Annotated in this window: 10 protein-coding genes and 2 pseudogenes; 7 read left to right on the forward strand and 5 right to left on the reverse strand. The window is 72.6% G+C overall.

The window, feature by feature from the left end; all coding sequences use genetic code 11:
• Nucleotides 1–165: 165 nt before the first annotated feature.
• Nucleotides 166–1,335 carry a steroid 3-ketoacyl-CoA thiolase gene (locus VR44_RS19920; RefSeq protein ID WP_045948903.1) on the reverse strand — a complete coding sequence of 390 codons (1,170 nt, stop codon included), beginning with the start codon at nt 1,333–1,335 and terminating at the stop codon, nt 166–168.
• Nucleotides 1,336–1,601: 266 nt separating this feature from the next.
• On the opposite strand from VR44_RS19920, the gene VR44_RS19925 reads away from it, so the two are divergent.
• Together VR44_RS19925 and VR44_RS19930 are read left to right on the forward strand one after the other, a co-directional pair.
• Nucleotides 1,602–2,852 carry a cytochrome P450 gene (locus tag VR44_RS19925; RefSeq protein ID WP_045948904.1) on the forward strand — a complete coding sequence of 417 codons (1,251 nt, stop codon included), beginning with the start codon at nt 1,602–1,604 and terminating at the stop codon, nt 2,850–2,852.
• A gap of 324 nt (nt 2,853–3,176) precedes the next feature.
• A complete protein-coding gene (locus VR44_RS19930; protein ID WP_045948905.1) occupies nt 3,177–4,562 on the forward strand; it encodes an FAD-binding oxidoreductase in 1,386 nt (461 codons plus the stop codon).
• 50 nt (nt 4,563–4,612) lie between these two features.
• On the opposite strand, the gene VR44_RS19935 is transcribed toward VR44_RS19930, so the two are convergent.
• A complete protein-coding gene (locus VR44_RS19935) occupies nt 4,613–6,583 on the reverse strand; it encodes a phosphatase PAP2 family protein (RefSeq protein WP_211275101.1) in 1,971 nt (656 codons plus the stop codon).
• A gap of 193 nt (nt 6,584–6,776) precedes the next feature.
• On the opposite strand from VR44_RS19935, the gene VR44_RS19940 reads away from it, so the two are divergent.
• On the forward strand, nt 6,777–7,094 hold the full coding sequence (locus tag VR44_RS19940; RefSeq protein WP_045948906.1) for an antibiotic biosynthesis monooxygenase family protein: 318 nt from the start codon (nt 6,777–6,779) through the stop codon (nt 7,092–7,094).
• A 52-nt stretch (nt 7,095–7,146) separates the two neighbouring features.
• On the opposite strand, the gene VR44_RS19945 is transcribed toward VR44_RS19940, so the two are convergent.
• Nucleotides 7,147–7,542, reverse strand: coding sequence for a nuclear transport factor 2 family protein (locus VR44_RS19945; RefSeq protein WP_045948907.1), 396 nt, complete (start codon nt 7,540–7,542; stop codon nt 7,147–7,149).
• Between the two features lie 104 nt (nt 7,543–7,646).
• Between VR44_RS19945 and VR44_RS19950 the strand changes: the two genes are divergently transcribed.
• Complete coding sequence (locus VR44_RS19950) at nt 7,647–8,216, forward strand: GNAT family N-acetyltransferase (RefSeq protein ID WP_245692018.1); 570 nt, start codon at nt 7,647–7,649, stop codon at nt 8,214–8,216.
• A 33-nt stretch (nt 8,217–8,249) separates the two neighbouring features.
• Here the strand turns inward: VR44_RS19950 and VR44_RS19955 are convergent.
• Nucleotides 8,250–10,312, reverse strand: a pseudogene (locus VR44_RS19955) (MDR family MFS transporter).
• 128 nt (nt 10,313–10,440) lie between these two features.
• Here VR44_RS19955 and VR44_RS19960 point away from each other — a divergent pair.
• On the forward strand, nt 10,441–11,493 hold the full coding sequence (locus tag VR44_RS19960; RefSeq protein ID WP_045948908.1) for a peptidoglycan-binding domain-containing protein: 1,053 nt from the start codon (nt 10,441–10,443) through the stop codon (nt 11,491–11,493).
• 132 nt (nt 11,494–11,625) lie between these two features.
• Nucleotides 11,626–12,306 (forward strand): HAD-IA family hydrolase, encoded by a 681-nt coding sequence (locus VR44_RS19965; RefSeq protein WP_045948909.1) that lies wholly within the window; start codon nt 11,626–11,628, stop codon nt 12,304–12,306.
• A gap of 26 nt (nt 12,307–12,332) precedes the next feature.
• Here VR44_RS19965 and VR44_RS19970 read toward each other — a convergent pair whose 3' ends face one another.
• Nucleotides 12,333–12,914, reverse strand: coding sequence for a TMEM165/GDT1 family protein (locus tag VR44_RS19970; RefSeq protein ID WP_045948910.1), 582 nt, complete (start codon nt 12,912–12,914; stop codon nt 12,333–12,335).
• Between the two features lie 534 nt (nt 12,915–13,448).
• Here VR44_RS19970 and VR44_RS19975 point away from each other — a divergent pair.
• Nucleotides 13,449–13,856, forward strand: a pseudogene (locus tag VR44_RS19975) (hypothetical protein); the annotation flags it as partial.

Raw genomic sequence — 13,856 nt, forward strand, 5'->3', positions numbered from 1 at the left:
GAGCCGGCGGCAGCAGTACAGCAGCAGACACACGAGAGCCCCGGTGGCCGGCCTCCCCAGGTCCGGCCACCGGGGCCTCTCGCATCCCATCCCACGGGTTCTGCGGGCGCCCTCCGGCGAGCGGCGCGCCCAGAGGCGCCGGAGCGCTCAGAAGCGCCGGAGCGCTCAGAGGCGCTGGATGATCGTGCCGGTCGCCAGTGCGCCTCCCGCGCACATGGTGATCAGCGCGAACTCCTTGTCGCGCCGCTCCAGCTCGTGCAGCGCGGTGGTGATCAGCCGGGCGCCTGTGGCGCCGACGGGGTGGCCGAGGGCGATGGCGCCGCCGTTGACGTTGACCTTCTCCAGGTCCTGTCCGAAGACCTGGGCCCAGCTCAGGACGACGGAGGCAAAGGCCTCGTTGATCTCGACGAGGTCGATGTCCCTGAGGGACATCCCGGCCTTGCCCAGGACGGCCCGCGTCGCGTCGATGGGCCCGTCCAGGTGGTAGTGCGGGTCGGCGCCGACCAGCGCCTGGGCGACGATCCGGGCGCGCGGCTTGAGCTTGAGCGCGCGGGCCATCTTGCGGGAGGCCCACATCACGGCGGCGGCGCCGTCGGATATCTGGGAGGAGTTCCCGGCGGTGTGCACGGCCGTCGGCATGACCGGCTTGAGCCGGGCCAGGCCCTCCATGCTGGTGTCGCGCAGGCCCTCGTCCCGGTCGACCAGCCGCCACATGCCCTGCCCGGCGGCCTGCTCCTCCTCCGTGGTCGGGACCTGGACGGCGAAGGTCTCGCGCTTGAAGCGCTCCTCGGCCCAGGCGGTGGCGGCCCGCTCCTGCGAGAGCACGCCGAGGCGGTCGACGTCCTCGCGGGTCAGGCCGCGGTGGCGGGCGATGCGCTCGGCCGCCTCGAACTGGTTGGGGAGGTCGACGTTCCACTCGTCCGGGAAGGGCTTGCCGGGGCCGTGCTTGGAGCCCGAGCCGAGCGGGACCCGGCTCATGGCCTCGACCCCGCAGGCGATGCCGATGTCGATGACCCCGCCGGAGACCATGTTGGCGACCATGTGATTGGCCTGCTGGGAGCTGCCGCACTGACAGTCGACGGTGGTGGCGGCGGTCTCGTACGGGAGTCCCATGGCGAGCCAGGCGTTGCGGGCCGGGTTCATGGACTGCTCGCCGGCGTGGGTGACGGTGCCGCCGACGATCTGTTCCACGCAGTCGGGCTGGATTCCGGTACGGGCGAGGAGTTCGCGGTAGGTCTCGCCGAGCAGGTAGGCGGGATGGAGGTTGGCCAGGGCGCCCCCGCGTTTCCCGATGGGCGTGCGTACGGCTTCGACGATGACGGGTTCCGCGGCCATGAGCTCGTCCTTTCCTGCACACTCTGCACAGCGCCGGCGTGGCGGGCCGTCCGGCTGCCGCCCTGCTCGAACTAGTACGCGTTCTAGTTATCTACCGCAGTCTTATGACCTGGACCCCCGGCACGCAAGGGTCTTGCACGCGCCCTCCACGGATTCCACACGCAACAGTTGACGCGGAAGCCCTTGTCACTTCTAGAACTCGTTACTACCTTCGAGCCAGCTTCTGATGGGCCGTCAGACCTTTTGTCAGACCTTGGAGTCGCCCGATGTCCTGTCCCGTGCTGCCCGAAGGCTTCGACGCCACCGACCCCGATCTCCTCCAGGAACGGGTCCCGCTGCCGGAGTTCGCGCGGCTCCGGCAGACCGCGCCCGTCTGGTGGTGCGCACAGCCGCGCGGGATCACCGGGTTCGACGACGAGGGCTACTGGGCCGTCACCCGGCACGCGGACGTCAAGTACGTCTCCACGCACCCGGAGCTGTTCTCCTCGACCACCAACACGGCGATCATCCGCTTCAACGCGCACGTCCAGCGCGAGCAGATCGAGGCCCAGCGGCTGATCATGCTGAACATGGACCCGCCGGAACACACCCGGGTGCGTCAGATCGTGCAGCGCGGCTTCACCCCGCGCGCCATCCGCGGCCTGGAACAGGCCCTGCGCGACCGGGCACGGAAGATCGTCGGGGAGGCGCGGGCGGCGTCGGGCGACGGCAGCTTCGACTTCGTCACCCAAGTGGCCTGCGAGCTCCCGCTCCAGGCCATCGCCGAGCTGATCGGCGTACCGCAGCGGGACCGGGCCAAGATCTTCGACTGGTCGAACAAGATGGTCGCCTACGACGACCCGGAGTACGCCATCACCGAGGAGGCCGGCGCCAACGCGGCCGTGGAGCTGATCGGCTACGCGATGAACCTGGCCGCCGAACGCAAGGAGTGCCCGGCCAAGGACATCGTCACGCAGCTGGTGGCGGCGGAGGGTGAGGGCAACCTGCGCTCCGACGAGTTCGGGTTCTTCGTGCTGCTGCTGGCGGTCGCGGGGAACGAGACCACGCGCAACGCCATCAGCCACGGCATGCACGCCTTCCTCACCCACCCCGAGCAGTGGGAGCTCTACAAGGCGACCCGGCCTTCGACGGCCGCGGAGGAGATCGTGCGCTGGGCCACGCCCGTGGTCTCCTTCCAGCGCACCGCCACCCGGGACACCGAGCTGGGCGGGCAGAAGATCAAGGCGGGCGACCGGGTGGGCATGTTCTACTCCTCCGCCAACCACGACCCCGAGGTCTTCCGGGACCCGGAGGTCTTCGACATCACCCGCGACCCGAACCCGCACCTCGGCTTCGGGGGCGGGGGCCCGCACTTCTGCCTGGGCAAGTCCCTGGCCGTGATGGAGATCGACCTGATCTTCAACGCCCTCGCCGACACCCTGCCCGACCTGCGGCTCGCCACCGAGGACGCGGGGCCCCGGCGGCTGCGGGCGGCCTGGCTCAACGGAATCAAGGAGCTCCGGGTCAGCGCCAGTTGACCCGTGACCCAGGACGGCAGGGGCCGTCACCTCCCACGCCCCGGCCCCTGCCGTCCGCCGGTCCGGCCCTGCCGGGCGACCGCCCGGGTGGCGGAACCGCGGAAGTGGGCCGATCCTTGCAGCACGCGGCGATCCACCGAAGGGGCGCCGGGGCCGTCGGGCCCCGGCGCCCCTTCGGCTGCTGCGGTCTGCGGGTCCGTCAGGGCATGCGGAGGACCGTTTTCCGCAGGTCGCCGTGGCGGAGCGAACCGGGCTGCGGAGGTCCCCCGCGGCGGTCCCCCGCACGGGCGTGCGGCCTCAGCCGCCCGGTGCCAGACTGGAGCCATGGCCACGGTCACGGCTGCGCCGGGCCCCTCCTTCCGGGGACGGCTGGTGCGGCCCGGAGACCCCACGTACGACGAGGACCGGCGGGTCTGGAACGGCTCGGTCGACCGGCACCCCGCCCTCGTCGCCTGCTGCGCGGGCGTCGCGGACGTGAAGGACGCCGTACGGTTCGCGGCCGGCGAGGGGCTGCCCCTGGCCGTCCGCTCCGGCGGCCACAGCTTCCCCGGGCACTCGGTGTGCGACGACGGGATCGTCCTCGACCTCTCCGCGATGCGCGGCATCCGCGTGGACCCCGAGGCCCGTACCGTGCGCGCCCAGGCGGGGGTGCGGCTCGGCGAGCTGGACCGGGAGACCCAGGCGTTCGGGCTGGCGGTCCCGGCCGGGATCGTCACGACCACCGGACTGGCCGGACTGACCCTCGGCGGCGGGATCGGCTGGCTGATGCGCAAGTACGGGCTGACGATCGACCAGCTGCTGTCGGTGGACGTGGTCACGGCCGACGGTTCGTTCCTGACGGCGGACGAGGAGCGGAACTCCGAACTCTTCTGGGGGATCCGCGGCGGAGGCGGGAACTTCGGGATCGTGACCGAGTTCGAGTTCCGCCTCAACCCGGTGGGACCGGTGGTGCTCGCGGGTCCGGTCCTGTGGCCGATGGAGGAGTCGGCGCGGCTGCTGCGCCTGTACCGGGACTGGATCACCGACGTCCCGGACGAGCTGACGACGGCGGTCGTGCACCGCCGGGTGCCGCCGGTGCCGTTCATGCCGCAGGAACTGCACGGGCGGCCGGTGGTGATGGTGGTGTGCTGCTACGCCGGCCCGGTCGAGGACGGCGAGAAGGTGCTGCGACCGCTGCGCGAGGCGGGCCCGCCGCCCCTGCTGGACCTGTGCACGCCCAAGCCGTTCACCGCCCACCAGGCGATGTTCGACCCGTCCTTCCCGCGCGGGCGCTGGTACTACTTCAAGTCCTGCGACGTGGACCGGCTGGAGGACGAGGTCATCGACATCACCGCCGAACACGCCGCCCGGATCACCTCACCCCTCACCGCCTTCCCGATCTTCCAGCTCGGCGGGGCGATCCGGCGGGTCGGCGACGAGGAGACGGCCTTCGGCGGGCGCTCCGGCGGCCATACCTTCAACATCAACGGAACGACGGAGGGCCCCGAGGGGTTCCAGGCGGAGCGGGAATGGGCGCGGGGCCTGTGGTCGGCACTCGCCCCCTACCAGACCGGCGTCTACTCCAACTTCCTCATGGAGGAGGGCGAGGAGCGGGTCGCGCAGGCCTACGGGGAGGCCAAGTACCGGCGTCTGCGGGAGCTGAAGCGCCACTACGACCCCGACAACCTCTTCCGCCTCAACCAGAACATCCCTCCGGCCGCCGCCTCCTGACCCCGCGTCCTCTCCCCGCCTCCTCCTGACCCGCCTCCTGACCCCGCGTCCTACCGCTGCACGGCGGCCAGCCGGTCGGGCTCCCCGGCCGGTCTGCGCTGCACGGGCAGGCTGACCCGCAGCCCGCGCGGCCCCGACAGGACGTGGACCAGCCCGAAGCCCGCTCCGACGACGGCCGCGCCGCCCACCGCGTCCAGCACCCAGTGGTTGGCGGTGGCCACGATCGCGCACACCGTGATCAGCGGGTGCAGCGCGCCCAGCAGCTTCTGCCAGCCCTTCGGCGCCAGCACGACGACCACGGTCCCGCACCACAGCGACCAGCCGAAGTGCAGCGAGGGCATCGCCGCGTACTGGTTGGAGATCGCGGTCATCGCCCCGTACGAGGGGTTCGCCAGGTCCTGCGCCCCGTGCACGGTGTCGACGAAGCCGAGGCCCGGCATCAGCCGCGGCGGGGCGAGCGGGAACAGCCAGAACCCGGCCAGCGCGAGGGCGGTGGCCAGGCCCAGCGAGGCCCGCGCCCAGCGGTAGTCGCCGGGACGGCGCCAGTAGAGGACGGCGAGGATCCCGAGGGGCACCACGAAGTGGAAGGAGGAGTAGTAGAAGTTGAAAAACCCTTCCACCCACGGCGTGTCGGCCACCGCCCGGTTCACGGCCCGTTCGATGTCGATGCCGAGGATCCCCTCGACGCCGTGGACCAGGCTCCCGTTGCGCTCGGCGAGGGGGCGGCTGGCCGGGGCGGCGGCGCGGATGTGCGAGTAGACCGAGTAGCCGACCCGTATCAGCAGGAGTTCCAGCAGCAGGCTGGGGCGCGACAGCGCGCGCCGCCAGAACGGCAGCAGCGGCACCCGCGCCCAGCGGGCGGCGACGGGCCGGCCGTGGACGGTGGGGACGGGCTCACGCCAGTACGGGGAGGAGCGCGGCAGGAACGGCACGGCGCAGGCCGCCGCCACGGCCGTGAGGAGCGGCACGTTGTCCCGTACGGGGGCCAGCGCGGCCAGGTTGGGCAGCAGGACCGCACTCGGCAGGGTGATGGCCAGCACCACGGCCACCGGCCACACCCGCCGGTCGGCGGCCCGCTCACCCACCTTGCCGGCCACCGCGAGGAGCACCCACAGCAGTTGGTGGCGCCAGCCGGTCGGGGACACGGCGACGGCCGCGCAGCCGGTGACGGCGACGGCGAGCAGCAGCTGGCCGTCGCGGGCGTAGCGGGCGGCGCGGCGCAGCGCGGCCCAGGTGACCGCGGCGGCGAGGGCGGCGTAGAGGAGGATCTCGCCGGGGCCCCTGAGGCCGAAGCGGAGCAGGGCGCCGTGGACGGACTGGTTGGCGAGGCCGTCGGGGGATCCGCCGAGGCCGGTGCCGGCGAGGTGGTGGATCCAGTACGTCCACGAGTCGCGCGGCAGGGCGGCCCAGGCCAGCACGGTGGCCGCGGCGAAGGTGGCGGCGGCGGCCCGGGCCGTGGGACGGCGCCCGGTGAGCCACAGCAGCGGGGCGAAGAGCAGCAGGGCGGGCTGGAGGGCCGCGGCGAGGCCGACGAGGAGGCCGGCGGGCTTCCCGCCGGGCATCCGGAAGAAGGCCAGGAGCACCAGCAGGACGGGCAGGACGGCGGTCTGGCCCGGGAAGGCGGCCGCACGGACGGGCAGCGAGACCATCATCAGCGCGACCAGCACGGGCGCGGCGAGCAGCGCGGTGCGGCGCGGCACCGGGTCGGGGAGCCCGCGCGCGGCGACCACGCCGACGGCGGCGACGAGCAGCAGGGTCACGCAGGTCCAGGCCACCTCCAGGGAGGAGGGCGCGCCGAGCCCGGCCAGGGGTTTGAGGACGAGGCCGGCGAAGGGGGTGCCGGTGAACCGTCCGGCGTCGTAGAGGGTGCCCGGGGGCGCGGTGCTCGCCGAGAGGTGGAGCTCGCTGAACCACTCGCCCGGGGGCACGCGCAGCACGGAGGCGGCCTGTCTGACGGTGAGCACCGCCGCGAGCGCCCACAGCAGGAGGCGCACCGCCCCGAGCCTGCCGCCACCGCCCATGACCGCGGCATGTCCGTTCGGCCCGCCGTGCTCCGCCGCATCAGCCACGCCTCGCCGTCCTCCCGCCCTGCCGACCGCAACCCCGGCTCCGTCCGGCTCCACCCGGCCGCCGCACCGCGGCTCACGCCGCGCCTGTCACTGGGGTTGACTACCGGGACGACGATATCCCCCGCGGGATCCCTAGGATGGCGGCATGAGCATCGTGAAGATCAACGCCCTGACCGTTCCCGACGAACAGCGGGAGGTGCTGGAGCAGCGGTTCGCCTCGCGGGCGGGTGCCGTGGAGTCCTCGGACGGGTTCGAGTGGTTCGAGCTGCTGCGGCCGATCGAGGGCACGGACCAGTACCTCGTGTACACGCGCTGGCGTTCCGAGGAGGACTTCCAGGCGTGGATGGAGGGGCCTATGAAGGCGGCGCACCAGGGCGGCGGGGACCGGCCGAAGCCTGCGGCGTCGGGGTCGCAGGTGTGGTCGTTCGAGGTCGTGCAGCAGGCGGCGCCGAAGAAGGCGTGAGGACGGCGGACGGGCCCAGGGCGTGCGTTCCCGGGCCCGTCCGTTCGGGCGCTCAGCTCCAGAAGGCGTCGCTCTCGTCGATGTCCTGCGTGCACTGGTCGATGTCGGTGATCTTGCCGCCGACGATGGTGAAGAAGAGCCCTTCGTGGATCTCGATGCCCCGGTCGCCGCGGTCCGCCATGGTGGTGTGGAAGGACATCGCGTGGCCCCTGCCGTCGACCAAGACGCGCTCCAGGGTGACCCGCAAGGTGCCCTTGGTCTCCTCTGCCATGCGGCGGTAGAGGTCGAGGACCGCTTCCCGTCCCTTGTGGTGCCCGGACAGGGGGCTGGTGCCGGGCACGTGGTGGATGACGTCAGCCGTCATCATGCCGCCCAGGGTCTCCATGTCGCCCTTGCCGAAGGCCTCGTAGCCGCGGCGGATCAGGGCACAGTCCGGATGCTCCGACATGACCGTCCACCCTTCGCTCGTGTGATTTACGCCTTTCCTCATCATCAGCCCGTGCCTGTGGATATTCCACGCGGGGGACGGGGGCGGGTCTCCACAATGGCGGCATGGACAGGAATTCGATCACCATGGCAGGCAGTGCGGGCACTACGGGCAGTACGGGCACTACGGGCATCGCGGCGGACCGGGGCGGCGCCTCCGGCTGGATCATCGCCCCGGAGCCGTTCACGACGGCGGACGCCACCGGCCTGCGGCGCGCGTACTACGCGGAGGTCGCCGGGCGGTACTGGAAGCGGTCCGTGACCGAGGCGGAGATCGACCAGGGGATGCTGGACGATCCGGCCGACGGGCTCGAACCGCCGACGGGGCAGTTCGTGGTCGGCCGGTACGACGGGCGGCCCCTGGCCTGCGGCGGCATACGGCTCCTCGACCCGGCCACCGCGGAGCTCACGAGGGTCTACGTCGACAAGAGCGCGCGCGGCACGGGCGGCGGGGCGGCTTTGCTCGCCGTACTGGAGGAAGAGGCGCGTGTGCTGGGCGCGGAACGGATGCGGCTGGACACCCGGACCGACCTGGTGGAGGCCCGCGCCCTGTACGCGCGTCACGGGTACCGCGAGATACCGGCGTACAACTCCGGCCCCTACGCGCAGCACTGGTTCGAGAAGCGGCTGGTCTGACCGGCCGGGGCGGGCGCAGGGGCGGCCGGCCGGTCAGGGCGCCGCGTGGTCCCGGCGGGGGAGGGTCTCGTAGGGCTCCTCCGCATCGGATCCGCACAGCTCCCGGTTGAGTTCCTCGACGAGTTTCACGAGGTCGGTGGGGCGCTCGGGGCCCCACCAGTCGCCGAGCAGTTCGGCGAGGGACTCCTGCCGGGCCCCGGCCAGCCGGTCCGCGGATTCGCGGCCCCGGTCGGTCAGGACCAGGGAGAGTCCCTCCCGGCGGGCGAGCCCGCGCTCCTCGACCTGTCGGGCGGCGTCGGTGATGGCCCTGAGCGGGACGGAGGTGCGTTCGGCGAGCACCGCCGGGTCGACCGAGCCGTACTTCTTGATCCGCAGCAGCAGCCAGCTGGCCGCGGGCAGCAGGTCGTAGCCCGCCTTCGCGGTGATCTTCTCGTAGACGCGGACACGGCCCTCGCGGGTGCCGAGCACGGACAGGGCGCGGGCGACCTCGTCGTGTGAGGAGCGCTGGACGGGGTTGGAGGCGAGGGTCTCCGTCACATCGGGTGCGGTGACGGATCCGCGCAGCTTGTCCTCCTTGAGGAACCAGGAGATCAGGAACGCGAGCAGGACCACGGGGACCGCGTAGAGGAAGACGTCGGTGATGGCGCTGGAGTAGGCGTCCAGCACCCGGGTCCGCAGTGCGGCAGGGAGGGCGCCGATGGCCCGGGGGTCCGCCTCGATGCGTTCGGGGCTCGCCGCGGGCGGGAGGGAGATGCCGGCGAGGGTGGTGGTGAGCTTCTCGCCGAGCCGGCTGGTGAAGATCGTGCCGAAGATGGCGACGCCGAAGGAGGCGCCGATGGAACGGAAGAAGGTGGCACCGGAGGTGGCGACTCCGAGGTCGGCGTAGCTGACGGCGTTCTGCACCACCAGGACGAGCACCTGCATGACCAGTCCGAGGCCGGCGCCGAAGACGAAGAAGTAGGCGCTCATCTCCAGGTCGGAGCTGGTGCGTTCCAGCTGGTGCAGCAGCAGCAGTCCGATGGCGGTGACGGCGGTGCCGGTGATGGGGAAGACCTTCCAGCGCCCGGTGCGGCTGACGATCTGCCCGGAGGCGGTGGAGGCGATCAGCAGGCCGAGCACCATCGGCAGCATGTGGACGCCGGACATGGTCGGCGAGACGCCCCGGACGACCTGGAGGAAGGTGGGCAGGTAGACCATCGCGCCGAACATGGCGAAGCCGACGATGAAGCTGATCACCGAGCAGAGGGTGAACGTGCGGATCCGGAACAGCTTCAGCGGCAGGACCGGTTCGGCGGCGCGCCGCTCGACGAACAGGAAGGCGACGAGGAGGACGGCGCCGAGGACGGCGAGGCCCACGATCCGGGCCGAGCCCCAGCCCCAGTTGCCGCCGAGGGAGGCGACGAGGACGAGGCAGGTGGCGACGCCGGCGATCAGGGCGGTGCCGAGGTAGTCGATGGTGTGCCGTCGATGGTGTGCCGGGAGGGCCGGGCGGGGATCCGCAGGACGGCGGCGATGACGACGAGGGCGACGAGACCGATGGGGAGGTTGATGTAGAAGACCCAGCGCCAGGAGAGGTGGTCCACGAACAGGCCGCCCAGCAGGGGGCCGAGCACGCTGGTCGCGCCGAAGACGGCGCCGAAGAGGCCCTGGTACTTGCCGCGTTCGCGGGGCGGGACGATGTCGCCGACGATCGCCATCGACAGCACCATCAGCCCGCCGCCGCCCAGGCCCTGGAGGGCGCGGAAGCCGATCAGCTGCGGCATGTTCTGGGCGAGGCCGCAGAGGGCGGAGCCGATCAGGAAGATGACGATGGCGTACTGGAAGAGCTTCTTGCGGCCGTACTGGTCGCCGAGTTTGCCCCACAGGGGGGTGGCGGCGGTGGAGGCCAGCATGTAGGCGGTGACCACCCACGACAGGTGCTCCATGCCGCCGAGCTCGCTCACGATCGTGGGGAGGGCGGTGGAGACGATCGTCTGGTCGAGTGCGGCGATCAACAGGCCCAGCAGCAGGGCCCCGATCGACACGAGCACTTCCCGGGAAGCGTGTTCGGCGCCCTGGGCGGGGTTCGCGGGCGACGCGGTCACGTCCTGAGCCATCGGCTCCTCCTCACGCCGGATCAACATCTCCATCCTGAGCGGTCTGTCCGGTTATGGCCTCTCGGAAGGGTTGGGTGGGACCAAAGGGGTCTGCATAATCGCTGGCAGTGTCCAGGGAGGGGTTACCAGTGAGCGCTGAGCGCTGTCCGGAATGCGGCGCCGCGGGCGCCGACTGCACGTGTGCGCGGGGGGTGGGGTTCAACCCGCTGCGCATCCGCCCGTACATGGCCGTGCCCGAGGCCGACGGGACGGTGCCCGCGCAGACGCCGACGCCGCCCCAGCCCGTCCTGGGTGCGGTGGCCCCGCCCGGCCCCACGGCCGGCTCCCCCTTCCCGGCCCTCCCGCCCGACCCGGCCCCCGGCGTGCCGGGGGGCGACGAGGCCACGACGACGGCGATCCCGCCCCTGCCGTCCACCCCGGCGGTGATCCCGCCCGTCCCGGCTGCCGAGGCGCCGACGGCCGTGTTCCCGCCGGTCGCGGCGGCCCCTCAGGCCACCGGCGCCGCGATACCCGGGCCGCCGCCGGCGGCCGACCAGACCATGCCGCTGCGGGCCGTGCCCCCGCGGGGGCCCGGTGCGCGGCGGCCCCGGGCGGGTGCCGGGCGGCCGGAGGCCAAGCGGCGGCGCGCGGTCCCGTTGCTGGCGGCGGCCGGGGCGGTGGTGGCCGCCGGTGTGCTGGCGCTGGCGGTGGGGCTGTTCACGGGCTCGGGGGAGGACGGCACCGCGCTGGCGGAGCCCAAGCCGTCGGTGTCCGTGGCCGGCGAGACCCCGGCCGCGCCGTCGGAGACGCCGTCCGGCCCTGCGGAGAGCGCCTCCGCGCCGGCCTCGCCGTCCGCGTCGGCGAGTGCGTCCCGGTCGGCCTCGCCGTCCCCGAGCGCCTCCCGTAGCTCGGCGCCGCCGTCCCCGAGCCCGTCCGCGAGCACGCCCCGCGCCACCAAGCCCGTCGCGCCGCCCCCTCCGCCGGCCGCGAAGCCCGCGACCCTGCGTTCCGGCGACTCGGGCCCCGAGGTGCTGAAGCTCCAGCGGTTGCTGGCGGAGCGGGGCATGTACGACGGCCGGTTCGACGGCCGGTACGGCCGCTCCGTGGAGCGGGCCGTCACGGACTTCCAGATGGAGTACGGGGTCTACGAGGACGACTGGGGCGTCTACGGTCCGGCGACCCGGCGCGCCCTGGAGGGATAGGTCACGCCCGGGGCGGTGGCGTGCACCGCCCCGGGTTTTGTATCGTGTAGGAACAAAGTGGTTCCGTCCACACCCCCTGACCGGTGGGCGGAACCACTTGTTCTCTTCTCCCGCCCCGTCTGGAGCCCGCCGATGTCGGCCAGCACCGCCTCCGCCCACGTCGTCCTCACCGCCAGGGCCCTGCTCCTGGACATGGACGGCACCCTGGTCGACTCCGACGCGGTGGTGGAGCGCTGCTGGCGCGAGTGGGCGCTGTCGCACGGACTGGATCCGCAGGAGGCCCTCAAGGTGGTCCACGGCCGCCAGGGCTACGCCACGATGGCCATCCTGCTTCCCGAGCGCCCGATGGAACTCAACCACGCCGAGAACGCCGAGATGCTGGCCCGCGAGACGGCCGACACCGAGGGCGTGGTGCCCGTCGCGGGGGCACCGGAGTTCATGGCGGCGATCGCCCGCCTGCCGCACGCCCTGGTCACCTCGGCCGATGCCGCCCTGGCCGGGGTCCGCATGACGGCCGCCGCCCTGCCCATGCCGGGCGTGCGGATCACCGCCGAGTCGGTCGGGGCCAGCAAGCCCGACCCGGAGGGCTTCCTCAAGGGCGCCGCCGAGCTGGGCGTGGACCCGGCCGACTGCGTGGTCTTCGAGGACTCCGGCGCCGGCATCGCGGCGGGCCTGGCGGCCGGCATGCGCGTGATCGGCATAGGCCCGCGCGCCGCGGCCCACGGCCCCACGGCCCACGTCGACGACCTCACCGCGGTCCGCGTCGAAGCCGGCGAGGACGGTTCGATCCGGCTCACCCTCGCCCCGGCTTAAGCCGGGGCGAGGGGGCGCGACCGGCGTCAGCCCGTGATCGCCTCGTAGAGCGAGAACCCGGCCAGCGCCAGCATCACGCACGCCGCGACCTTGGTGATGAGCCGCAGCGGGACGTACTTCATGAGGGTGCGCCCGCCCAGGATGCCGATGCCCGCCACCGCCCAGAGCGCCAGCACGGCGCCGAGGCCGACGGAGAGCGGGTTGTCGTACCGTGCCGCGAGGTTGGCGGTCATGATCTGGGTCAGGTCCCCGAACTCGGCGACCAGGATCAGCATGAAGCCGGCGCCGGAGACCTTCCAGAAGGACTGGTCGGCCGGAGCCTTGACCTCTTCCTCCTCGTCGCCCTTCTTGAAGAGGAGCATGGCCGCGCCCGCGAGGAAGAGCAGGCCGACGACGCCCTGGACGAGCCGGTGCGGCAGGAGCGTGAGCACACTGCCCGCGGCGATGGCGAGCGCGACGTGCACGGCGAAGGCGGCGGCCACGCCCGCGAAGACGTAGGAGGCGCGGTAGCGGGTGCCGAGCATCAGGCCGGCCAGGGCCGTCTTGTCGGGGAGTTCCGCCAGGAAGACGACGCCGAAGGCGATCGCCAGCACGGTGAAGCTGAACACGGGGTGAAACCTCGATCGGTCGGGCAGGACGCCATCGGGACCGAGAGACCTGGGGTGTTTCAGGGGTCGCTTCGGCTCGGCGGCGCCCTGGGGTACGTCGACACGTCACACACCGCGCGCATGCGGTGTACGCATGCTGCGCCGCGCGCGTCGCGCCACATGGACAGGACACTGCGGCCGAAGGTCTCGCTGGCGGGCCGCTGACGCCGCCTGCCTCCGGGCGCCGGCTGGTGTGACCCAGCAGTATGTCGACGGTCCGGCGAAGAGCTACTCCCCTTCTGCTCCGTCCAGGGTACGCGACGGCGACCACGGCACCAGGGCGTCCGGAATGTGAGCTTGGCCCCACCCTGCCCGGCTCCGGCGGCCGGAATCTCAACTTCCCCTTGAATGCGGGCCGTTGATCTCCTTGATGTGACGTGCCCATGTCGGCAATCTGTCACCTGGCGCCCATCCCCGCGACATCCGGCGCCGCCACCATGGCCGCGCCCCGCCGGGGCCGCACGGCCGTCAACCCCCCGCTCCAGGGAGCCCCTCATGCCCCTCACGCCCTTCCGCACGCCCTCTGTCTACGCGCGTCGCCTCCGCCGCGCCGGACGTGCCGGCGTCCTCGCGTCCGCCGTCGCACTCGCCGCCCTCACCTCCCTCGTGAACGCGCCGGCCGCCCTGGCCTCCCCGCCCACCCCGATCAGCGCCGCCGAGGCCCGCGCCTACCTGGACACCGTCACCCCGGTCGCGGAGGGCTCCCTCACCGGCTACAGCCGCAGCCTGTTCCCGCACTGGATCACGATCTCCGGCACCTGCAACACCCGCGAGACGGTCCTCAAGCGCGACGGCGTCAACGTCGTCACCGACTCCTCCTGCGCCGCCGTCAGCGGCAGCTGGTACTCCGAGTACGACGGCGCCACCTGGACCGCCGCCTCGGACGTGGACATCGACCACATG

Origin of the sequence: Streptomyces katrae, assembly GCF_000966975.1 — a bacterium.
In the GTDB taxonomy this organism is placed as follows: Bacteria; Actinomycetota; Actinomycetes; order Streptomycetales; family Streptomycetaceae; genus Streptomyces; species Streptomyces katrae.

What these genes read in the sequence shown, in the direction of transcription:
- VR44_RS19940 (WP_045948906.1), top strand. Translation starts at nt 6,777, where the DNA reads ATGAGCATCGTGAAGATCAACGCCCTGACCGTTCCCGACGAACAGCGG.
- VR44_RS19920 (WP_045948903.1), bottom strand. Translation starts at nt 1,335, where the DNA reads ATGGCCGCGGAACCCGTCATCGTCGAAGCCGTACGCACGCCCATCGGG.
- VR44_RS19950 (WP_245692018.1), top strand. Translation starts at nt 7,647, where the DNA reads ATGGACAGGAATTCGATCACCATGGCAGGCAGTGCGGGCACTACGGGC.
- VR44_RS19965 (WP_045948909.1), top strand. Translation starts at nt 11,626, where the DNA reads ATGTCGGCCAGCACCGCCTCCGCCCACGTCGTCCTCACCGCCAGGGCC.
- VR44_RS19930 (WP_045948905.1), top strand. Translation starts at nt 3,177, where the DNA reads ATGGCCACGGTCACGGCTGCGCCGGGCCCCTCCTTCCGGGGACGGCTG.
- VR44_RS19935 (WP_211275101.1), bottom strand. Translation starts at nt 6,583, where the DNA reads ATGGGCGGTGGCGGCAGGCTCGGGGCGGTGCGCCTCCTGCTGTGGGCG.
- VR44_RS19945 (WP_045948907.1), bottom strand. Translation starts at nt 7,542, where the DNA reads ATGTCGGAGCATCCGGACTGTGCCCTGATCCGCCGCGGCTACGAGGCC.
- VR44_RS19925 (WP_045948904.1), top strand. Translation starts at nt 1,602, where the DNA reads ATGTCCTGTCCCGTGCTGCCCGAAGGCTTCGACGCCACCGACCCCGAT.